The following is a 21493-nucleotide window of genomic DNA, read 5'->3' as shown; positions in this document are numbered from 1 at the left end:
CGCGCGGCGCTGGTTCCTGCGGCCGACCCTCGGCCGCGGCGGACGTCACGGCGAACACGCCCCGGTGGTCGGTTTCGCGGAGCTGCCCGGCTTCGACTCATCGCGCTTGCGGTCAGCGCACTCGGCCGCCTCCTCGCCGAGCCGTTGCGCCGCGGCGTACGCCTCGGCGCGGTCGTCGACGTCGATCGTCGCCTTCACCCGGCGCTTCTCGTAGGCAGGTAGGTCCGACAGCCGGATGTCCGTGCGCTCGACCAGCTGGTTCAGCTGCAACGGGCCGATCGGCTGGGAGAGTCCGCGGTAGATCGCGACGTTGCCGTCGTCCTCGCCGATGTAGTACTGGCTCATGCTGACCTGCCAGGCCGCGAAGACCAGCCCCACCACGAGGACGAGGGCGATGACCGGCACGGCGATCCACAGCCAGGGTCGCCGCCGGGGCGGGGGTAGCGGCTCCTCGTACTCGACCGCCTCGACCTGCGGTGGCGTGGTGAGCGCCGCCGCACGGCTCGCGGCGGAGTCGCTGGCGGAACTCGCCTGCGGCGCCTCGCTGGCCGCGCCTGCGATCACCGGATAGTCCAGGCCGGTGGTCGACTCGACCACGTCGGCGATGACGCAGGTGATGTTGTCCGGGCCGCCACCGCGGTTCGCCAGGTCGATCAGGTGACCGGCGATGGCCTCGAGCGGGTCCTGCCGCGTGAGCTCCTGGCCGATCGTCTCCTCGGTGACGACACCGGTCAGGCCGTCGGAGCACAGCAACCAGCGGTCGCCGAAGCGCGCCTCGTGCATGTTCAGGTCCGGTTCGACCGAGCCGCTGGTGCCCAGCGCGCGCAGCAGCAGCGAGCGCTGCGGGTGGACGGCGGCCTGCTCCTCGGTCAGCTTGCCCTCGTCGACCATCGACTGGACGAGCGTGTGGTCCTTCGTCACCTGGTGGAGTTGCCCGTCGCGCAACAGGTAAGCGCGCGAGTCGCCGATGTGGCCGAGGCAGAACCTGTTGTTGGAGAAGAGCAGCGCCGTGACCGTCGTGCCCATGCCCTCGAGCGAGGAGTCCGCCTCCACCATGCCACGGACGGACGCGTTCGCCTCGGTGATCGTCGCGCGGAGCGCGCCCTCCAGGTCGCTGCTCGGCACCTCCTCGTCGAGCCGCGCCAGCGCAGCGATCGCCGTCGCGCTCGCTACCTCACCATGGGCGTGCCCGCCCATGCCGTCCGCGACGGCGACCAGGTTCGGGCCCGCGTAGGCAGAGTCCTGGTTGACCTTACGGAGCAACCCGACGTCGGAAGCGGCTGTGTACCGCAGGCTCAACGTCATCGGCCCTGCCCTAGGACGGCGTGCCTGCAGTGAGCTCGGGTTGTTGAGTTAGGTGCACGATCAGGCATTCTGGCAATCCGCCTCGAGGTCCTGGGGGTGGCGAACGGACGCTGAACGATAGAGGCTAGCGTCAGTGTCGCATGCCCGGGTGAGGTCACCCCGCCAGAGGTCGACCGCCGGCGCTCACGCCGCTCGCTCACGCGTCAGACCCGTCGTAGCCGCGCCGTCGGCTCGTCGTCGGGGTCGGCACCGGACACGTCCTCCGCCGCGGCACCCACGAGCATCGGCTCGCCGGGCGACGCGGCCTCCTCGACATCGGCGATGACGCAGGTGATGTTGTCCGGCCCGCCGGCCTCGTTGGCGAGCTCGATCAGCCGGTTCACCAGCTGCTCGGCCGGGGCTGCACCGCTGATGGTCTGCTCGATCAGCGCCCCCGCGACGTAGTCGGAGAGCCCGTCCGAGCACAACAGCCACCGGTCGCCGGGGCGCACCTCGTGCGCCGTGACGTCGGCCTCCACGTCGCCCCTGCCGTTGATGGCGCGCAGGATCACAGAACGCTGCGGGTGCACCGCGGCTTCCGCGGGTGTCAGCTGGCCGTTGTCGACCAGCGCCTGCACCAGTGAATGGTCCTTGCTCACCTGGCGCAGCGAGTCGTCGCGGAGCAGGTACGCGCGGGAGTCACCCACCTGCGCGAGATACAGCGCCGCGTCGCCACACAACAACGCCGTCAATGTCGTGCTCATGCCCTGCAGTGCCGGGTTGGCGTCCGCCATCTCCTGCAGCCGGTGATCCGCGGCGCTGATCGCCGACCGCAGCGCGTCCGGCGCCTCCGCGTCGGGCACCACGTGGTCGAGCCGGGCCAATGCGTCGATGGTGACGGCGCTCGCCACCTCACCGTGCACGTTCCCGCTCACGCCGTCCGCGACGGCGGCCAGCCGCGGACCCGCGTAACCGCTGTCCTGATTGTCGCTACGCATCAGGCCCGTGTCGGAGGCGGCCACGCACCGCAAGGTGATCGTCATCGGCGCAGCTCGAGTACGGTCTTCCCGATCCGGATCGGCTCCCCCACAGGCACCGGGGTAGGCCTACCCACCTTGCCTCGCCCGAGAAACGTGCCGTTGGTCGAACCCATGTCCTCGAGCATCCATTCACCGTCGTAGGGAACCAGCTGAGCGTGCCGGGTCGACGCATAGTCGTCGTCGATCACCAACGTCGAGTCACTTGCCCGACCCATCGTGATCGGCCGGTCGCCCAGCTGCAGCGTAGTACCGGCAAGGGCGCCGTCGGTGACGACCAGACGACTCGGCGCATGCTTCCGCCGGGTCGGCTTCGCCGGCTTCGGCTGCGGCACCCGCGGCCTGGCCGTGGTACGCGGAGCGACCTTCGCACCGAACAGGTCCCTGCGGATCACGCCGTAACCGGCGAGCACGAACAGCCAGAGCAGCACCAGCAGAGCGAGTCGGATGAGCGTCACGGTGAGCAGCGACATACGGGCCTGGACCTCCGGCTAGCCGACGACGCGGAAAGTCAGGGTAGTCCGCCCGAACTGGACACGCGAACCGTCGTACAACGACGCACGGCGCACCGGACGACCATCCACCACCGTGCCGTTCGTCGATCCCAGGTCGGTCACCACGCACTCGCCGTTGCTGAGCCTGATCTCCGCGTGCTTCCTCGAAATCCCCGGATCGGTGATCTTTATGTCGCTGTCGCTACCCCGTCCGACGACGTTGACACCCTCCGCGACCCAGCCGATCACCGTGCCGTCGGCGGACTCCAGGTGCGCCTGCTGGCGCGGACGCAACGGTGTGACGCGGGTCTGGTCGTCGTCCGCGGCCTGCTGGTCCTGCCCGAGCGGCGGCGCGAGTACCGCGGCAGCCGCCGGCTGCGCCGCACCGGGGCGGTCCGCGGCCTGCACGCCGCTTCGCACTCGGAACACACCGGTCTTCAGGTCCTCGGCATGTCGGAACTGGACGTGTATCGGACCGACCAGGTGGTACCCCTCCTCGTCGGCGTGCTCACGCACAACCGTGGCGAGCTCCGTGCCGAGACTGTCGGAGTAGACGGACAACCGCTCGTGGTCGGTCTCACCGATCTCGACGATGAAGTCGTTCGGCACCAGCACCCGGCCCTTGCCGATGATCGCCGCACGGTCGTCGACCTCACGCGCCAGCGCGCGGGCCACCTCGACCGGCTGCAACTCGGACTTGAACGCACGCGCGAACGCGCCCTCGACCATCCCCTCCAGGCGTCGCTCGAACCGTGACCAGACACTCATGGCGCCGCCCAGCCCGGCACTGCGCCGCCGCCGTCGACAACCGCGCCAGTCCGTGCTCGCTGGCCTCCGTTGATGGCGCGCCCCCTTTCTCGTTGCGCGGCGCGATCACTCGCCACGCCTCTGCCTGCCGACGGTAAACCGCCTCTGAACAGCATGGTATCGGGGCCACCCACACCCCGGGGACACTCTGCCGGCCCGTGCTAGCCTTCTTGCGGTCATCCCGGGCGAGTGGCGGAATGGCAGACGCGCACGGTTCAGGTCCGTGTGTCCGAAAGGACGTGAGGGTTCAACTCCCTCCTCGCCCACGAGCTGGCCTCCCCTGTTCGTTGGTCTTTGACCAACTTCCCGGAGGCCGCGACTATACCGGGGGGCCGAGCCCCCCGGACCCCCCACGTTCCCGGGTCTTTGTGGAACCGACTTTCCTTGCCTTCGCTTTGCTCGGCGCGCAACCGGCCGGGCAGGTTGCTGCCCGGCCGGTTGCACGTGAAACGTTAGGCGTCGGTGCGGTTGCCGCGTCTCGGCTTGGTTGGGCGGCGGGGGCGGCGGCTGTTGTTGCGGCGGGTGGGGCGCTCCGCCGCCGGCGGTTGCTTGACTATTACCGGTACGCCTGAGGTGGCTAGCTCGTCGACTGTGTCGTCGCCGGGGCGGACGTTGACTACGTCGGCGTCGACCTGGGCGTCGCTGTGGAGCTGGGTGACGAACCGGCGCTCCGCCGGCTGCACGAGCGAGAGCACGGTGCCTTCTGCGCCGGCGCGCGCGGTGCGCCCGGAGCGGTGCAGGTAGTCCTTGTGGTCGGCGGGCGGGTCGTAGTGCACGACCAGGTCCACGTCGTCGACGTGGATGCCGCGTGCGGCCACGTCGGTCGCGACCAACACCCGGGGCGAGCCCGCGGTGAAGCCGGCGAGCGCGCGGGCGCGCTGCGGCTGGGAGCGGTCGCCGTGGATGGCCGACGCCGCGATGCCGAACTGACCGAACCTGGTGGCGAGCCGGTCCGCGCCCCGCTTGGTACGGACGAAGAACAGCGACCGGCCAGGGCGGCCCGCTACCTCCGCGGCGACCGGCAGCTTGTCCTCCGAGGTCACCATGAACACCCGGTGGGTCACCGACTCCACCGGTGCCGCCGCGTCCGCGACCGCATGGAGTGCGGGGTCGGTCAGGAACTTGTTCACCAGGCCGTCGACGCCGCGGTCGAGCGTCGCGGAGAACAGCATCCGCTGGGCGTCGGGCGCGGTCTGCTCGAGCAGCTCCGTGACGGCCGGCAGGAACCCGAGGTCGGCCATGTAGTCGGCCTCGTCGAGGACGGTGACGCTGGCCCGGTCGAGCTGGCACACCCCGCGACCGACGAGGTCGAGCAGCCGGCCGGGCGTCGCGACCACCAGGCCGACGCCACGGCGTAGCGCGGTGATCTGCTTGCCCATCGGGGCGCCGCCGTAGACGGCGGCCAGTTGTACGCCCACCGCCCGGCCGAACGGTTCGAGCACGCTGGTGACCTGCTGCGCGAGCTCACGCGTGGGTACCAGGACCAGACCGTGCGGCCGGCGTGCGGCCGGCCGGGATATGCCGGCCAGCGTGGCCAGCATCGGCAGCCCGAACGCGAGCGTCTTGCCGGAGCCGGTCTGGGCCCGGCCGAGCACGTCCCGGCCGGCGAGGCCGTCGCGCAGCGTGCGGGCCTGGATGGGGAACGGGACGGTCAGGCCGGCGCGGGTGAGCGCCTCGACCAGCCGGTCGGGCAGGCCGGCGGCCGCGAACGTGTCGGGTAGGCCTTCGCCCGGTGCGTCGACGGTGGCGTCGAGCGCGCGTTCCAGGACGGACTTGTGGTCGGGTTTGGTTGGCTGGTGTTCGTGCCGGCGTTGCTGCGGCCGGTTACGGCGGCGCGGGGCAGAGTTACGACGGCGAGGACGACTTTCGGGCATGCTGCAGGGAACTCCATCGGGTACGTGGGCCGTGTCAGGCTCGGCCATCCGCACTCGGCACACCAAGAGTCTGCTGCCGGAAACGCAAGCGAGAAGAAACGACCATATGGGCGGCTCGCCCACGGGAGGAACGGTTCAAACTGACCGTTGCTGCACCCAGTCTACCGGTACCGTCGGCGGACCGGTCAGGCGATGAGCATTCGCTCGGCGTGCCGCCTGCGGATGAGGCTCTCGCCGTAGACCCCGGCCAGCCGTTTTGCGTACGCCTGCGGGGTGTTCCTGCGGGCTCGCGCCCGGCCGGCCTCCCCGGCCAGCCAGGCCAGCCGGTGGTCGGTGAGTGGCTGGGTCAACGCGGCGGCGTACTCCGCCGGTTGGTGGCCGCCGAACAGGGTCGCGCCGGCGAGCGGGCCACTGCGGTGGAGCGCCTCGTCGGCGAGCACGACCGGCAGCCCGGCGAGCGCCGCCTCCTGCACCACGAGCCCCTGGGTGTCGGTGCGGGAAGGGAACGCGAACACGTCGGCGGCGGCGTACGCCTCCGCGACGGCGCTCGGCGGCAGCTGGCCGGTGCGTACGGTGCGCTCGGCGATCCCGGACCTCGCGATCAGCCGGTCGACCCAGCGGTCGTCGTGGGTGGAGCCGACGAGCACCAGCCGTGCGGTGGGTAGCTGCGCGAGGATCTCGCCGAACGCCGGGGTGAGCAGGTCGATGCCCTTCTCCCGGTTCAGCCGGCCGACGTACAGCACGGTCGGCTCGTCCGGCCCGATCCGGTAGCGGGCACGGAAGTTGGCGCGCGCGTCCGGGCCGGTGGCCGGCAGCGTCACCCCGGTCGGCACGATGCGCAGCCGCGGGAACGTCAGCGACGTCCCCGCCCGGCGCAGCACGGCGTCGGTCGGCACGATCACCGTGTCCGCGGTGCCGTAGAGCAGCTTCGTGGCGGCCTCGACCACCGTGCGGCGGTACACTTTCGGCGACCAGCTGTGGTCCTTGCGCGGTGACGGCATGCCAAGCCGGCGGGCGTAGCACCGCAGCAGCCCGGCGAGGATGTGCGGCGGCAGCCGGTACGCGTCCGCGTACGCACAGAGGTCGGTGTGGTACGTGAGTACCAGCGGCAGCGTCAGGGCCCGGGCGGCGAAGATGCCGAGCAGCCCGATGGGGCCCGGTGTGTGCACGTGGATCACGTTCGGCTGCCAGCGCGCCACCCGCTCCACGTGCCGGCCGCGCGGCCATGTGCCGATCCGGAACTGGGCGATCCCGCACGGCAGCGAAGGCAGCCTGAGCAGGGTGTCGGTGGCGTCCTGGTCGTGGTGGCGGGGGACGACGACGAGGCTCTCGTGCCCGATCTCGTCCATCGCGGTGGTCAGCGTCTGCACCGCTGTGACCACCCCGTCACGGCGGGGCACCCATGTATCCGTGAAATGGGCGACCCGGATTGGCCCGGGAGGTGCCATCACTCCACGGACTGTAGCCGGTAAACCGACTGACTGTAAGGGCGGGCAGATAACCGATGGATAAAAGCGGGCAGAAAGTGCGTTCGACGTGCTACTCCGCGGTGATGCTGCTCGCCAGCACCCGGCCGAGACCGGTCCTGGTCGCGACCACCGTGAGCTTGTCATCGGTGCTCAGCGCGTGGTCAGCGGACGGCGCCCAGTCGAGTACCTGCTCGCCGTGCCGGCGCAGCCCGATGACCGGACCTTCCCCGGCTCGTGCACGTCCGCGATCCGGTGTCCGTACAGCGGTGACCCGGGCCGTACGGGCACCTCGGCGATGAGCAGCACCCGGCGACCGACCGGCAGCGTGCCGAGCACCTCGCGCTCGAGCATCGCGGCGGCGAACGCCGGTGCGGCGAGGTAGGAGACGCTGCGAGAGATGTCCACGTCGAACTCGTTCTGCAGCCGGTCCGCGAGGTCGTCGTCGCCGATGCGCAGCACCAGCCGCAGGTCCTCGCGTAGTTCGCGCGCCTGCAGTCCGGTCTCCAGGTTCGTGATGTCGTCGCTGGTCACGGCCAGCAGCGCGCGGCAGCGGTTGACCCCCGCGGCGCGCAGCGTTTCCTCGCTGGTGGAGTCGCCGATGATGACGGGGATGCGCAGTTTCTTGCTCCGCGCCACGGGGACGCCGAGCGCGTTCTCGCTGCCCTCCACGCAGACGACGGGGACCCCGAGGTCGTGCAGCCGGCGGATCACCCGGGTACCCACGTTGCCGAGGCCGACCACCACGACGTGCCCGTGGTACGGCAACGGCCGCCTGGTGCCGTACGGGTTCACCCGCGAGCCCACCACGGAGTCGACGACCGCCGCGGTGAGCAGCGGGATGATGGAGATGCCGACGACGGTGACGAGGATCTGGGTCGCCTTCGTCACCTTGCTGAGCTCGCGGTCCGGGTCGGTGGCGCCCGCGGCGTCCAGCAGGGTCAGGTAGATGGCGTCCCAGACCGTGTAGTTGCCGTCCAGCGCGAACAGCACGGTGCCGAGCACCAGCAGCACAACCATCAGCAGCAGCGCGAACCGCAGCCGGCCGTTGACCATGGTGCGCAGCTGCTGGGGTGCCGTACGCAGCTGCCGGCGCAGCGTGGTGAACCAGGCCGGGCTGCCGTCGGCGACGGCGAGTACCAGGTCGGCGTCCTCCTGGTTGTCCGGCAGCAGGTCCGGCCGTTCGGCGCTGAGATTGTTCGCCAGGCCACAGATCACGCTGTGCTTGCGCGCCCTGCGCCGGCGCGTGGCGTACAGCGTCCGGCCGGGCAGCCGGACGTGGTTGACGCTCATCGCGTCGTCCATCGCTCCCGCCACGAACGACGGTGCGGCGACGCCGGAGTCCGACAGCGAGACGCAGTCGCCGAACAGCCGGCTGACCTTGCTGCCCAGGCTGGTGTTGAAGAAGTGGATGACCAGCCGTACGTCCGGGTTGAGCTCGCGGGCCCGCAGGCCCACGTGGATGTTGCCGACGTCGTCCTGGTTCACGATGGCGATGGCGCGGGCGGACTCGATGTTCGCGGCCCGCAGGGCGTCCTCGTCGCAGACGGCCGCCTCGACGACGTTGGCGTCCTTCAGCGCGCTGATCCGGCGCCTGTCGGCGCGTTTCATCGGCGGCAGGATGACCGTGACGTTCTCGTCGAACCGGCTGGTGAGTTCCTCGACCAGCCGGAACGCCAGAGGCGTCTCGCCGTAGACGATCAGATGCCCGGGACGCGGCGGTCTACGGAGGGGGAGGGGCACTTGTTGATCTTAGTGAGGACCGTCGCCGCTCGCTGGTTGTCCCGCCGCCGGTTACGTTGCGTCACTGCCCGCCGTACATCTCGGGGAGGCGCGGCACCGGTGCGAACTGCGTCAGCTGACGTACACCAGGTGCCGCCCCAGGGACGACGACGGTGGCCCGGTCTCGGCGGACGATCGAGGTGGTGAGGGACAGACATCGAGGGAGTTGCCATGACCGACAACGCGGACCGACGACGGCGGCTACGCATCGGCGACGCCGAGCGCGAGGCGGCCATCCGGGATCTGGGTGAGCATTTCGCCGCCGGCCGGTTGAGCGAGGACGAGCACAGCGAACGCATCGAGCAGGCGTCGGCGGCGCGCACCCAGGAGGAGCTCGACGCCGTCTTCACCGACCTGCCGCGCGACTCGGACGAGTCTGCGGCCGGCGAACAGCAGGCACAGTGGCACGGCCCGCCGTGGGCCCAGCACGGTCCGCCGCCGTGGGCAGCGTGGGGACCGCAGGGCGGCCCACCGCGGCGGGGCGGGATCGGCAAGGCCTGGCGCTGGTTGCCGGTGCCGTTCCTCGTGCTCGCGGTGCTGGGCGCGGCCTGCGCCATCTCGAAGGGGTTCTTCCCGTTCTTCGTGATCCCGCTGCTGGCCATCGCCACGGTGTTCTTCGTGCTCGGCAAGAAGGGCTACTTCGGCGGCGACCAGCGTAAGCCGGCCGGCAACGGCTAGCCAGGGGTCGGGTGTGCGGCCCTGCCCTCCCGCGAGGGGGTGCGGGGCCGCACCTGGCCCTACGGTGTGGGGATGGAGTTTCCCGCCGAGCTGCCGTACGTCTGGGGCGCGACGACCGCCGAGCTGACCCGCAGGTACGGGTGCGACGACCTGCTCCCCGACGCCGCCTACCGGATGGTGCGGGCGACCAGCGTCGCCGCGGCGCCCGAGGTCGTGTACCGCTGGTTGTGTCAGCTGCGGTTCGCGCCGTACAGCTACGACTGGCTCGACAACTTCGGCCGGCGCAGCCCCCGTTCGCTCGTCCCCGGTGCCGGCGACCTCGCCGTGGGCCAGCAGGTGATGACCATCTTCACGCTCGCCTCGTTCACCCCCGGCGAGGAGCTCACCGTGCGGATCCGTCCCGGCCGGCCGACCGCCGTGTTCGGGGACCTTGCGGTCAGCTACGTCGTACGGCCGACCGCCGTGGGCAGCCGCCTGGTCGGCGTGCTGCGCCTACATGGTGAGCTGGACCTGCCCGGCAGGACGCGGATGGCGCTGTTGGCGTGGGGCGACCTGCTGATGATGCGTAAGCAGCTGTGGACGTTGGCCGACCTGGCCGAGCGGACGACCGAGGTGGCCGCCTAGGACCTGACCCGTACTACGACGGTGCGCATCACCATGTCGGCCAGCGTCTGGCGTTCCTTGGTGAACAGCGGCATCAGGTACCCGATGTCCAGCGGGATCGAGTCGAGCACGTGACAGAGGTTCCGCAGGGCCGCGCGGCCCGCGCCGATCGGGGTTCCGTTGCGCAGCGAGACCAGCCGGGTGCCGGTCAACCGCCGGCCGACGGACTGGCCGCGGCCGTCGAGCACGATCCTGTTGACCACCGCGAAGCCGAGGGCGAGCGCGGCGGCGACGCCGACGACGAGGTTCGCCACCGGGCCGTCCGGGTCGCCTTCGGCGTCGACCATGCCCAGCGCGTTCACGCCCACGAACACCAGCAGGAGTGGCAGGTAGAAGACGAGCGTGTCGATGAGCGAGGACAACACCCGCCAGCCCCAGTTCGCGTAGCGCGGTCCGTACGCCTGTGTGCCTGCACTCACCATGGCTCCTCTCGCTGCCCAATCCTTCCTCGTCGGATACGACGGTCGCGGGGTTGGTTCGCTGAAGGTTACGTTTGCTGCATGGCTGACAGCGCGGTGCGGTGGGTGGTTTTCGACTACGGCGAGGTGATCAGTCGGCGTACGGCCGAGCTGCCGACCCTCGCCACGTTGCTCGGGGTGGCTGCGGACGACTTCGCCGACGCGTACTGGTCGCAGCGCGAGGCGTACGACCGCGGCTGCACCGACGCCGAGTACTGGGGTGCCGTCGCCGGCCAGCTCGGCCGCGAGATCGGGCCGGACCTGGTGGACAAGCTCACCGACGTGGACGTGCGGGGTTGGCTGCAGCCGGTCGAGGAGTCGCTCGCCCTGGTCGGTGAGCTGCACCGTACGGGCGTGCCGATCGCCGTGCTCTCGAACGCGCCGGCGTCGTTCGGCCGCGCGCTGCGGCAGCAAGACTGGGTGCGCCAGGTCGACCAGCTGCTGATCTCTGCGGACCTGCGCAGCGCGAAGCCGGACGCCGCGATCTGGGCCGAGCTGATCGACCGAGTGCAGGCCCACCCCGCCGAGCTGCTGTTCTTCGACGACAAGCCGACGAACGTCGTCGGCGCGCACGAGGCTGGCCTGCAGACACAGGTGTGGACGGACGCCGCAGCCGGCCGGGCAACGCTGGTGGAGTACGGCCTACTCACCTGACCCGAACCGATCGCGCCCCCAGGGCATCGCAGCGTGCGAGTCAAGAACCCTGGAGGACGCGATGTCCGCTCAGCCACCCACGGGCGACCAGCCCCCGCCCCACGGCCACCTGCCGCCGCAGGGGTACGGCACCCCGGCACCGCCGCACGGGCAGCCGCTGCACGACCAGGCGCCGGCGCCTGGCTCGCCGCCGCACGGCCAGCTGCCGCCGCACGAGCGCGCCACCCTGCCGCCGCCGCACGGCCACCTGCCGTCGCACGGAGACGGCAACCCGCCACCGCCGCAGGGGCAGCCGCAGGCACCGTCGCCGGGTCTGCCGCCGCATGGCCAGCTGGCGCCGCACGAGCACGGCTTCTCGCCGTCGCACGGCTCGGCGGCGGGCCAGTTGCCGTCGCAGGTCGGCCCGCAGCCGCATGGGCAGCCGCCGGGCCAGTTGGCGCCGCATGGTGTCCCGCCGCTGCCGCCGGGGCCGCCGCCGGCCGGTGGGTGGCGGCGGTTCCGGGAGCGGGTGCCGTTCAGCAAGGCGCTCCTGACGGCAGTGATCGGCGCCGTCGGGGGGTTTGTGCTCTCGCTGAGCTACTCCGCGACCAGCACCACCAACGGGGTGCTGACGTCCTGCACCTACGTGGATGCCGGTCCGCTGTTGCTCGCGCCGGTGGCCGCGGTCGCCGGTCTGGTCGCGGTCGTACGGTGCCGCCGGCCAGGCCGTGAGCTTCACCTCGAGGTCGGGGCCGGGCTGCTCTGCGTGGCGATCGCCGGTCTACACGTGCTCCGCGGCCTCGGCATCGTCGGCGGGCCGTGCTGACCGCCGGCCGGCCGCAGCGCGGCGGCCGGCCTCGAGCGCGCTGTTGAACGCGACCTCGCTGAGCAGACCGGGCGCTGCCACCTCGTCACCGGCCAGGTAGATCCCGTGGCCGCGGTCGATCGCCGGCCGGTCGCGCCAGGTGCGGCCGGGGAGGTCCAGGGCACCGGTGCGTCCGGTTGCGACGGCGCCGCGGCGCCAGGCGACCCGCTCCCGCCAGCCGGTGAACGTCTGGTCGAAGAGCTGCTCCAACCGCTCCCGTGCCTGCGCACGGGTCTCGCCCGCACGCAGCGGCAGCTGCGCCTGCACGAGCGAGTGACCGGCCGGCGCGAGCGACGGGTCCGGCGACGAGTACCGCTCGACGAAGCCGCCTTCGTCCAGGTCCCAGGCGAGGAACGGGTCGCGCTGGTCGGCGACCAGCCCGACGTCCAGCAGCGCGCTGTTCCCGCTCGTGCCGACCAGCGTTTCGTCGCCGAGCAGCTGGCGGGCCGAGGCCAGCTGGGTGGCGACCACGAGAGGCGTCACCGGCACCGTGGTGATCCTGCTGCCGGTCTCCAGGTGTACGCCCAGCTGCTCGGCATGCGCCGCGAGCCGGTCGACCACCGCCTGCCAGCCGCCGATGACGTAGCGCGGCGCCGGCCGCGCCACCCGCAGGAAACGCGTCCAGACGAACTCGGCGGACAGCCGGCCCGGGTTCGCGTCGTAGGTCAGGATGCCCGCGAAGCCCTCGACGGCGCGGGTCGCGGCGAGGCCGAGGTGCTCGACGCTCCAGCTGTGGAAGTCCCTGTCCACCGGTGCCCGCAGCCGCCGGTGGCGCGCCGCGCGGAGCAACCCGGCCGGCGGCGTCCGGCGCATCCGGCCGTCGTGCCTGAACACCCCGCGGGTGAGCTCCCTGGCACCCAGCGCCGCCGCGGGTTCCGCGAGGCCGCGCTGGTTCAGCCAGGCCCAGTGCGGTCCGTCGGAGTAGAAGACCCTGGTGCCGTCGTTGGCCAGGTACGCGCCGTCCGTCGTACGTGCCCGGCCACCGAGCTGGCTGTGTGCCTCGTACAGCCGGACCTGCGCGCCGGCCTCCGCGGCGGTGATCGCGGCCACCAGGCCAGCCAACCCACCGCCTACGACCGTGACATCCACCATCGCTGCTCCCGTGTCTCGTCGACTTCGCGGTATCGACGGGCGGGGCAGCGGGTCTGTGACACGGCCGCTACGTGACCCGGCTCACCCCGCTGAGCTTGTCCGGGTTGGCGAGTATCCGCACCTGCTGGATCTGCCCGTCGCGCAGGTCGACGGTGAACACCGTGACGGGCCTGCCGTCGTCGGTCACCACGAGCGCCTGGCCGCCGTTGACGGTGGCCATCCGCATGACCGGGTCGGTGTACGGCGGTTCCTGCGCGATCGCCACCAGGAAGCGCGCGACCTTGTCGGCGCCGACGATGGTACGTAGCGGCGCCTTCGCCTTGCCGCCGCCGTCGGAGTGCAGCTCCACGTCCGGGGCGAGCAGGGCGAGCAGGCCGGCCACGTCGCCGTTGCCCGCGGCCGCCACGAACTGCTCGGTGACGTGCCGCTGCGCCGTCGCGTCGGCGTCGAAGCGCGGTCGCTGATCCTGGACGTGCGCCCGCGCCCTGCTCGCCAGCTGGCGTACGGCGGGCTCGCTGCGGTCGACGATCTCGGCGATCTCCGCGTACGGGTAGTCGAACGCCTCGTGCAGCACGAACACCACCCGCTCCTGCGGGGAGAGGTTCTCCAGCACCACCAGGATGGCCAGCGAGACCGTCTCGGTGGTTTCCACGGTGTCGGCTGCTGACTCGGTCAGCAGCGGCTCTGGCAACCACTCGCCGACGTAGCACTCCCTGCGTGCCTTCGCCTGCCGGTACCTGTCGATGGCCAGCCGGTTGACCACCCGCACCAGGAAGCCGCGGGCGTCGGCGATCGTGTCGTGCTCGGTGCGCTGCCAGCGCAGCCATGCCTCCTGCACGACGTCCTCGGCGTCCGCGACGCGACCGAGGATGCGGTACGCGAGACCGAAGAGCAGGCCGCGGTGCGCGGTGAAGACCTCGGTCGCCGCGTGCAGGTCAGCCACGGTGGCGCTCCAGCAGTCCCGCCGTCGCCTCGCGGACACAGCTGAGGGTGTTGCGGAACGCGCGCTGCTCCCCGTACGTGGCGAGCAGGCTGATGACGGGGAACGGCACGGTCATTCCGTCGGCCACGGCGCCGACCACGGCGGCGGTGCGCTCGTCACCGGCGATCTTCGCCACACCGCCGACCACCTTGCCGGCCAGCGACTGCGGGTCGAGCAGGCCCTCACCGGTGATGACCAGGTCGGCGCCGGCCACCGCGGCGGGGAGCCCGCGTTCGTCCGCGATCAGGTCGAAGCCCGGCGCCAGGGTGGCGCCGAGTGCGGCGAGCCCGCCGCCTAGGCCGCCGGCACCGCCGGAGCCTGGCAGGTCGGCCACGTGCACTCCGAACCGGTCCGCGTACGTGCCGGCCAGGTCGACCAGCCGCTGCCGCAGCTGCCCGATCTGGTGCTCGTCCGCGCCCTTCTGCGGGCCGAAGATGGCGGCGGCGTCCACGAACGGCGTGGTCACGTCACAGGCGACGAGCACCTGCGCGCCGCGGCTGGCGTCCAGCGGCGCGTACGGCTCGAGCACGTCCACGGCACCCAGCCCGCCGTCGGTGGTCGCGGACCCGCCGATGCCGACGATGACCCGCTGCGCGCCCGCGTCGATGGCGGCGGCGATCAGCTGGCCGGTGCCTACGGTGCTCGCCGTGACCGGGTCGTTGCGGCTCTTGCCGCCGGCCAGCGCCAGGCCGGACGCGCTGGCCATCTCCACCACGGCGACCGCACCGTCCAGCCGCCAGGCGGCCTCGACCGGCCCGCCAAGCGGCCCGGTCACCTCGGTCCACCGGTTCGGGCCGTCGAACGCGTCGACGGTGCCCTCACCCCCGTCGGCCAGCGGCAGCTGCCGGCAGCTCCACCCGGCGACGGCGGCAGCGTCGGCAATGGCCGCGGCGACCTCGGGTGCGGACGCGGTACCCCGGAACTTGTCCGGCGCGGCGATCAGGTGCATGGCCCTATCGTCTCCTACGCGGGCGTGCCGGGTCAGGAATGCCCGGCGACCAGGTCCGGCAGGTGGGGCAGCAGCGTGACGGCGGCCGCGATGTCCTCCTGGTGCGGCCGGTCGCTGCCGTCGGCGGGCAGCGCGGTGTCCGCGGCCTCGAACGCCTCCCGTGCCGGTGCGTCGGTCAGCCGCTCCGGCGCGGCGCGCAGCGCCCGGACGGCAGCGACCAGCTCGCACCCGAGCACGATGGGCATCTGCTCGGCCAGCTGCGCGGTGAGCCTGGCGCCCTGGGTGGCGAAGCTGGCGTGGTCCTCCAGCCCGCGGGAGATGACCGCAGTGCGGGTGGTGACCGGCGCCGCCGCGTGCTGGATCTCAGCGAGCACGTCGTGGGCGACGTACTCCAGCACGAGCAGTCCCGAGCTGCCCGCAGGGCCGGTGGCGAGGAAGACGCTCAACCCGGTGAGGTCGGGCTCGAGCAGTGCGCTGAGGCGTCCGGTCGACAGCGCGCATGCGGACGCGAGGGCGGGCCGTGCCGCGTCCAGCGCGGAGGCAGTCTCGGTCGCGTGGAACTGCCCGTGGTGGTAAACGTCGGCCGGTACGTCGCCGGTGCCCGGAACCACAAGCGGGTTCTCCACCGCCGCGTTGATCTCCACGTCGATGACGTCGCGCACCCGGTCGAGCGCTTCCACCGCGGCGCCGTTCACCTGTGGGATCGCGCGGAGCGCGAACGGGTCCTGGATCCTGCTTGCCGGTCGGGTGGCGCCGAGCAACCGGCGCAGCTGACCGGCCACCCGCACCGCGCCGGGGTGCGGCCTGGCGCCGTGCACCGCGGCCGCGTACGCCTCGTCGCTGCCTTCCAGGGCGAGGAACGACAGTGCGGCGACTACCTGGCTGGCCTCGATCATCCGCGCCGCCGCCCCGCTCGCGAGCGTCGCGGTGGCCAGCGTGACGGCGCTGCTGCTCATGAACGCCAACGCCTCACCGGCCGCGAACCGGATCGGCGGTACGCCGCCGGTACGCGACGGCAGCTCGCCGGCCAGCGTGAGGCCGAGCTCCGCGAGCGGGGAGAGGTCGCCGGTGCCCAGCGACCCGTACCTGTGCAGCGAGGGGAGGGCGTCCGCGGTCAGGGCAGCCGACAGCGCGTCGACCACCTGCGGGCGGATGCCGGAGCCGCCGGCGAGCACCTGGTTCAGCCGGATGGCCAGCGTCGCGCGGACGACGGTGTCGTCCTCGGTCGGCCCGGTGCAGGCCGCGTGGCTGCGCAGCAGCCGCATGCCGTGGCCGCCCATCTCGTCGTCGTCGACCGCGACCGCGCGGTTCGCGCCGACGCCGGTGGAGAGCCCGTAGACCGGCCGGCGGTCGGCCACGTCGAGCACCGCCGCCCTGGCATCGGCGACGCGTTGCCGTGCCTGTGGGTCGACGTCGACGGTCGCCTGCTGCCAGGCGATGTGTTCCACGTCGGCGCATCGCAGCGACCGGCCGTCGAGGAGTATCGGCTGCACGCGCCTACCGTCGCACACGGCTGCGGTGCGGACGTCCGCCGTCCGCGAAACCCGCTGACACCGGCGGGCGTTGCTGGTTCGCTCGACGCATGAAGGTACTGATTCTCGGTGGCACGGCCTGGTTGGGCGGCGTGCTGGCCCGCATCGCCGCCACCCGCGGACACGAGGTGACGTGCCTGGCACGCGGCGAGAGCGGCAACCCGCCGCCCGGCGTGCGCTGGGTCGCCGCGGACCGCCGGGTCGACTCCGCGTACGACGACGTCCGCGACACCGACTGGGACGAGGTGCTCGACGTCTCCTGGCAGCCGGGCATGGTGCGGTCGGCGGTACTCGCGCTCGCGGACCGGGCCGCGCACTGGACGCACATGTCGTCGTGCTCGGTGTCCGCGTCCGACGACGTGCCGGGTGCGGACGAGTCGGCGCCTGTGCACCCGCCGCTGGCCGCCGACGAGGCCGGCTGGTCGGAGTACGGCCCGGCCAAGTCGGCGTGCGAGCAGGCCGTCGGGGAAGCTCTCGGCGACCGCGTACTGGTCGCGCGGGCCGGCCTGATCGGCGGCCGCGGGGACGGCAGCGACCGGTTCGGCTACTGGCCGGCGCGCTTCGCCTGGGCGGCCGAGCACCCGGCGGACGCCGACGGTGCCGTGCTCGCCCCGGCCGCCCTGGACCAGCCGACGCAGACGGTACACGTGGACGACCTGGCCGAGTGGCTGGTCGACTGCGCCGAGTGCCGCGTCGGCGGCACGTACAACGCGGTCGGCGAGCAGGTGCCGCTCGGGGATGTGCTCGCGGCCGCCCGCGCCGCCGCCGGTCACACCGGCCCGTTGGTCACCGCCGACCCGGAGTGGTTGCTCGCGCAGGGGATCGACTTCTGGATGGGCCCTGAGTCGCTGCCGCTGTGGCTGCCAGGACCGGAGTACGCAGGGCACCCGGCTCGGTCGGACGCCGCGGCGGTCGCTGCCGGGCTGCGCCGCCGGCCGGTTGCCGACCTGGTCGCCGACGCGCTCGGGTGGGAGCGGGAGCTCGGCTTGGCCAGGGACCGCAAGGCGGGCCTGACGCGGGCGAGGGAACGCGAGCTGCTCGGGCAGCTGGCCGACGGCACCGGAGCGCCTGAGTTGTCCACAGGGTAGGTGGAGGACCCGGTGGGGAGACACAGCCGGAAGCGTGATCAAGCTGTGAATATTTACTTTCCGGCTTCTTGTCGTCCACACCCCGTGGATCGGTCGACCGACCTCTGACCTGCGAAGTTACACCGTTGTACGGTGTGCGTCCACGGTCGTCGACAAGGTATCCCCAGGCCGTGCACAAGGATAAGGCGCCTTATCCACAGTGGGCCACACAGCACCTGTGGACAACGACCTTTCGGTCCGGTCGCTCCGCCCCCTAGGCTCGCCACTCCGGGTGTGGACCGGCAGCCATTTTCGCCGTCCTCGGCAGCCCGCCCGTCGCTGCCGAGGACTGTCGTAGGTGTGCGCTAGAACTGGTGTTGCCGGGCACGCCGTTGAAGGGGTCGCGTTGATCGTGGAGGGGGGAACGTGAGCGTCGCGGAGCTCCAGCCGGTCGGCAATTCCGACTTCGGCCGCACGCCACCGCACGACCTCTACGCCGAACAGTGCGTCGTCGGCGGCATGTTGCTGAGCAAGGACGCGATCGCCGACGTGGTGGAGGTGCTCGGCCCGGGCGACTTCTACCGGCCGGCACACCAGGTGCTCTTCGACATCGTCATCGACCTGTACGGCAGGGGTGAGCCGGCCGACGCGGTGACCACGGCCGCGGAGCTGACCAAGCGCGGCGAGATCGCCCGGGTCGGTGGCGCGGAGTACCTGCACACGCTGATGGCCCTGGTGCCGGTCGCCGCGAACGCCGGGTACTACGCGCGCATCGTGCACGAGCGCGCGATCCTGCGCCGGCTGGTCGAGGTCGGCAGCCGGATCACCCAGATGGGGTACTCCGCCGACGCCGAGGTCGACGACATCGTCGACCGGGCCCAGGCGGAGGTCTACGCCGTCACCGAACGGCGTACCGGTGACGACTACCACCGGCTCGGCGACCTGCTCCCGCCGACGCTCGACGAGATCGAGGCGATCGGCAGCCGGGGCGGCGCCATCTTCGGGGTGCCGACCGGGTTCTCCGAGCTCGACCAGCTCACCAACGGGCTGCACCCGGGCCAGATGGTCATTATCGCCGCCCGTCCTGCGATGGGTAAGTCGACGTTGGCGCTCGACCTGGCCAGGGCCGCGGCGGTTAAGAACAGCCTGGCCACGGTGATCTTCAGCCTGGAGATGAGCCGTAGCGAGATCACCATGCGGTTGCTGTCCGCGGAGGCGAAGGTGGCGCTGCACTCGATGCGGTCCGGCAGCCTCTCCGACGACGACTGGACCCGGCTGGCCAGGCGGATGAGCGAGGTCAGCGAGGCGCCGCTGTTCGTGGACGACTCGCCGAACATGACCATGATGGAGATCCGGGCGAAGGCCAGGCGGCTGAAGCAGCAGCACGACCTGCGGATGGTCATCGTCGACTACATGCAGCTGATGCAGAGCCCGCGCCGGGTGGACAGCAGGCAGCAGGAGGTCTCCGAGATCTCCCGGTCGATGAAGCTGCTGGCCAAGGAGATCGACGTCCCGGTGATCGCGCTGAGCCAGCTCAACCGTGGCCCCGAGCAACGCACCGACAAGAAGCCGCAGCTGTCCGACCTGCGTGAGTCCGGTTCGCTGGAACAGGACGCCGACATGGTGTTCCTGCTGCACCGCGAGGACCTGTACGAGAAGGAGTCGCCGCGCGCCGGCGAGGCGGACGTGATCGTGGCGAAGCACCGCAACGGCCCCACGAAGACGGTGACCGTCGCGTTCCAGGGCCACTACAGCCGCTTCGTCGACATGGCTCCCGTCTGATCACTCAGCACGGCGGTGAGTCCGGCCGCCCCGTGCCCGCGGTCGATCAGCCGCTCGACGACTCGGCCGATCTCGGCCAGACCGCCGTCGCCGAGTCGGGACCCGGCGCGCATCTCCACCAGCTGCCGCACGAGGGGTAGATGCTCGTCCAGGCTGGCGGGTCCCCGCGGGTAGTCGGCCGCGGCCAGCTCCGCCGCGGTGTCCGGTGCCGCCGCGACCACGTGCCCGAGCTGCGTGGCTGCCGTCTGGGTGAACTCGTCGAGGTCGATGCCGGCGTCCGCGGCCAGCTGGAGAGCGCGCAACAGCCCCAGCTGCGCGTCGTACCAGATGCCGAACAGCGCGAGGTCCCACACCGCGGCGGCCTCCGGCGTCGCACCGACGAACCGCGGCGGGCTGAGCTGCGACAGCGTGTCCCTGTGCCGGGCGAACGCGTCCGGCGAACCGCCGTAGAGGATGACGGCGTCGTCGGTGCCGATGTTCTCCGGGGCGGTCTGTACGCCGGCGTCGAGGTAGTCGGCGCCCAGCGCGGCGACGCGCTCGGCGGCCGCACGCGCGTCGTCGGGTGTCCCCGTGCAGAGCACGGCGATGGTCCGCCCGGACAGCGGCGGTTCGAGCTGGCCGAGCACGTCGAGCACCGCGCGGTAGTCGGTGAGCGCGACGAGCGTCAGGTCGCCCGCCGCCACGGCCTCGCCCGGCGTGGCGGCCGGCCGGACACCGGCGGCGGCCAGGTCGGCGAGCCTCGCGGCGGTACGGTTCCAGGCCACCACGTCCGTCCCGGTGGCGAGCAGCCGGCGCACGACCGCCGTCCCGATCGCACCTGTTCCCAGGACCGCGACTGATCCAGTCATGTTGTCTCCTGTCTCACCTGGGTTAAAGTACATTACAGATCGGAACGTAATGATGAAAGGGATGCCGTGACCGACTCCCAGGCAGGCGCGGCCAAGCGGGTCGGACGCCCACGGGACGCCCGGGTGGACGCGGCGATCCTGGCCGCGGCCGCGGTCCTGCTCGACGAGCACGGTTACCCACCGCTCACCCTGGAGAAGGTCGCGCACCGCGCGGGGACCACCCGGCCGGCGCTCTACCGCCGCTGGCGCAGCCGCGCACACCTCGTGCTGGATGCGCTCGCGCCGCGCATCGCCGAGACACCCGTCCCTGATACCGGGTGCACGATCTGCGACCTGAACGAGGGAGTGCAGATCTTCGTCCGGGTGTACGAGCGGCTGCGCCCGGACGTACTGGGTCCGCTGCTCGCCGAATGCGCCACCGACGCCGACCTGCGGCGCAGCTTCATGGCGTCACTGTTCGAACCACCACGCCGTGCCGTCGCGCAGCTGCTGGCGAACGCGGTGGCCCGTGGCGACCTCCGCGGCGACCTCGACTCCACGCTGGCGGTCGACACGCTCGGCTCGTTCATCCACTACCGCGCGCTATTCGGCCACGCCCCGGTGAGCGGGACGGAGATCGAGCGCGCCGTGGAGGCGCTGCTGTGCGGCTTCGCCACCGACTACGAGGCGCTGGTCGAGCACGCCAGGAGCGTCCCAGGGCGCACCCAGCGCCACGCCGCCCACCTGCCCGAGGGCGGGTGAGCCGGGGTCAGCCCGCCGCGGTGATGCCGTAGACGTAGTCGACGGGGATCCGCAGGACGATCCTGCGGTCCGCGACCATGGCGGCGCGGTAGTCGTCCCAGTCGGGGTGCTCGCCGACGATCACCCGGTACACGTCGATCAGCTCGGTCACGGTGTCGTCGGCCGGGTCCTTGGCGGGCGGGGTCAGCTCCGCCTTGCCCTCCGCGACCGCGTACCCGAAGCCGGCCTTGTTGGTGACCTGGAAGCTGGCGCGCGGGTCGCGGCGCAGGTTGGCGGTCTTCGCCCGGCCGTCGGTGATGGAGGCCCGGATCAGTCGTGTCGCCGGGTCGTACGTGTAGCTCACCACGGACAACTGCGGGCGCCCGTTGCGCTTCAGGGTGGCCAGTACGCCTTCGTGGTGGTTGGCCAGGATCTCCATCAGATCCGGCCGATGATCAGCTGTCATAGTGGCGGCAACCG

General features: G+C 71.8%; 21 protein-coding genes and 1 tRNA gene. 8 read left to right on the top strand and 14 right to left on the bottom strand.

All coding sequences use genetic code 11. The features are described from left to right. Window positions 1-45: 45 nt before the first annotated feature. The 4 genes from GEV07_09540 to GEV07_09525 all read right to left on the bottom strand — a co-directional run bounded on the left by GEV07_09540 (window position 46) and on the right by GEV07_09525 (window position 3583). Window positions 46-1305, bottom strand: coding sequence for a Stp1/IreP family PP2C-type Ser/Thr phosphatase (locus GEV07_09540; GenBank protein ID MQA02942.1), 1260 nt, complete (start codon window positions 1303-1305; stop codon window positions 46-48). A gap of 203 nt (window positions 1306-1508) precedes the next feature. After that, window positions 1509-2327 (bottom strand): SpoIIE family protein phosphatase, encoded by an 819-nt coding sequence (locus GEV07_09535; GenBank protein ID MQA02941.1) that lies wholly within the window; start codon window positions 2325-2327, stop codon window positions 1509-1511. Further along, a complete protein-coding gene (locus tag GEV07_09530) occupies window positions 2324-2794 on the bottom strand; it encodes an FHA domain-containing protein (protein MQA02940.1) in 471 nt (156 codons plus the stop codon). The genes GEV07_09535 and GEV07_09530 overlap by 4 nt, the downstream gene beginning before the upstream one ends. A gap of 18 nt (window positions 2795-2812) precedes the next feature. Continuing rightward, window positions 2813-3583, bottom strand: a complete 771-nt coding sequence (locus GEV07_09525; protein MQA02939.1) for a DUF2662 domain-containing protein — start codon at window positions 3581-3583, stop codon at window positions 2813-2815. Window positions 3584-3805: 222 nt separating this feature from the next. Here GEV07_09525 and GEV07_09520 point away from each other — a divergent pair. Further along, window positions 3806-3888: transfer RNA gene (locus GEV07_09520), tRNA-Leu, on the top strand. Between the two features lie 186 nt (window positions 3889-4074). Here GEV07_09520 and GEV07_09515 read toward each other — a convergent pair. From GEV07_09515 to GEV07_09505, 3 genes are all read right to left on the bottom strand, one after another. After that, complete coding sequence (locus tag GEV07_09515) at window positions 4075-5544, bottom strand: DEAD/DEAH box helicase (protein ID MQA02938.1); 1470 nt, start codon at window positions 5542-5544, stop codon at window positions 4075-4077. A gap of 137 nt (window positions 5545-5681) precedes the next feature. Continuing rightward, window positions 5682-7109 carry a glycosyltransferase gene (locus tag GEV07_09510; protein ID MQA02937.1) on the bottom strand — a complete coding sequence of 476 codons (1428 nt, stop codon included), beginning with the start codon at window positions 7107-7109 and terminating at the stop codon, window positions 5682-5684. Window positions 7110-7115: 6 nt separating this feature from the next. Next, entirely contained in the window at window positions 7116-8705 is a 1590-nt protein-coding gene (locus GEV07_09505; protein MQA02936.1) for a TrkA family potassium uptake protein, read from the bottom strand. Window positions 8706-8915: 210 nt separating this feature from the next. Here GEV07_09505 and GEV07_09500 point away from each other — a divergent pair, with 210 nt between their 5' ends. Next, complete coding sequence (locus GEV07_09500; GenBank protein ID MQA02935.1) at window positions 8916-9422, top strand: DUF1707 domain-containing protein; 507 nt, start codon at window positions 8916-8918, stop codon at window positions 9420-9422. Between the two features lie 72 nt (window positions 9423-9494). Further along, complete coding sequence (locus GEV07_09495; GenBank protein ID MQA02934.1) at window positions 9495-10046, top strand: hypothetical protein; 552 nt, start codon at window positions 9495-9497, stop codon at window positions 10044-10046. Here GEV07_09495 and GEV07_09490 read toward each other — a convergent pair. Next, window positions 10043-10507, bottom strand: coding sequence for an RDD family protein (locus GEV07_09490; GenBank protein ID MQA02933.1), 465 nt, complete (start codon window positions 10505-10507; stop codon window positions 10043-10045). The two genes, GEV07_09495 and GEV07_09490, sit on opposite strands and share 4 nt — an antisense overlap. Before the next feature lie 78 nt (window positions 10508-10585). Here GEV07_09490 and GEV07_09485 point away from each other — a divergent pair, with 78 nt between their 5' ends. Continuing rightward, window positions 10586-11197, top strand: a complete 612-nt coding sequence (locus GEV07_09485; protein ID MQA02932.1) for an HAD-IA family hydrolase — start codon at window positions 10586-10588, stop codon at window positions 11195-11197. Between the two features lie 61 nt (window positions 11198-11258). Beyond that, the gene (locus tag GEV07_09480; GenBank protein ID MQA02931.1) at window positions 11259-12002 is read left to right on the top strand and encodes a hypothetical protein; all 744 of its coding nucleotides are present in this window, start codon (window positions 11259-11261) and stop codon (window positions 12000-12002) included. On the opposite strand, the gene GEV07_09475 is transcribed toward GEV07_09480, so the two are convergent. The 4 genes from GEV07_09475 to GEV07_09460 form a co-directional block, all read right to left on the bottom strand. Continuing rightward, window positions 11958-13130 carry an NAD(P)-binding protein gene (locus GEV07_09475; protein MQA02930.1) on the bottom strand — a complete coding sequence of 391 codons (1173 nt, stop codon included), beginning with the start codon at window positions 13128-13130 and terminating at the stop codon, window positions 11958-11960. The genes GEV07_09480 and GEV07_09475 overlap by 45 nt on opposite strands. Window positions 13131-13200: 70 nt before the next feature. After that, a complete protein-coding gene (locus GEV07_09470; protein MQA02929.1) occupies window positions 13201-14076 on the bottom strand; it encodes an RNA polymerase sigma-70 factor in 876 nt (291 codons plus the stop codon). Then, window positions 14069-15064, bottom strand: coding sequence for a glycerate kinase (locus tag GEV07_09465; GenBank protein MQA02928.1), 996 nt, complete (start codon window positions 15062-15064; stop codon window positions 14069-14071). Before GEV07_09465 ends, GEV07_09470 begins: the two co-directional genes overlap by 8 nt. Window positions 15065-15096: 32 nt before the next feature. After that, window positions 15097-16548: a histidine ammonia-lyase gene (locus GEV07_09460; GenBank protein MQA02927.1), complete on the bottom strand. Its 1452-nt coding sequence runs from the start codon at window positions 16546-16548 to the stop codon at window positions 15097-15099. Between the two features lie 98 nt (window positions 16549-16646). Here GEV07_09460 and GEV07_09455 point away from each other — a divergent pair, with 98 nt between their 5' ends. Both GEV07_09455 and dnaB read left to right on the top strand, forming a co-directional pair. Continuing rightward, on the top strand, window positions 16647-17684 hold the full coding sequence (locus tag GEV07_09455) for an oxidoreductase (GenBank protein ID MQA02926.1): 1038 nt from the start codon (window positions 16647-16649) through the stop codon (window positions 17682-17684). A gap of 405 nt (window positions 17685-18089) precedes the next feature. Next, window positions 18090-19445 (top strand): replicative DNA helicase, encoded by a 1356-nt coding sequence (gene dnaB / locus GEV07_09450; GenBank protein ID MQA02925.1) that lies wholly within the window; start codon window positions 18090-18092, stop codon window positions 19443-19445. Here the strand turns inward: dnaB and GEV07_09445 are convergent. Then, on the bottom strand, window positions 19412-20326 hold the full coding sequence (locus GEV07_09445) for a hypothetical protein (protein MQA02924.1): 915 nt from the start codon (window positions 20324-20326) through the stop codon (window positions 19412-19414). The genes dnaB and GEV07_09445 overlap by 34 nt on opposite strands. Window positions 20327-20359: 33 nt before the next feature. On the opposite strand from GEV07_09445, the gene GEV07_09440 reads away from it, so the two are divergent. After that, entirely contained in the window at window positions 20360-21034 is a 675-nt protein-coding gene (locus tag GEV07_09440; GenBank protein ID MQA02923.1) for a TetR family transcriptional regulator, read from the top strand. Between the two features lie 7 nt (window positions 21035-21041). On the opposite strand, the gene GEV07_09435 is transcribed toward GEV07_09440, so the two are convergent. Beyond that, complete coding sequence (locus tag GEV07_09435) at window positions 21042-21479, bottom strand: TIGR03618 family F420-dependent PPOX class oxidoreductase (protein MQA02922.1); 438 nt, start codon at window positions 21477-21479, stop codon at window positions 21042-21044. Between the last annotated feature and the right edge of the window lie 14 nt (window positions 21480-21493).

The organism is Streptosporangiales bacterium (assembly GCA_009379825.1).
GTDB lineage: Bacteria > Actinomycetota > Actinomycetes > Streptosporangiales > WHST01 > WHST01.
Note: the sequence above shows the minus strand (reverse complement) of the source record. Positions and strands in the feature narration are given on the sequence as shown.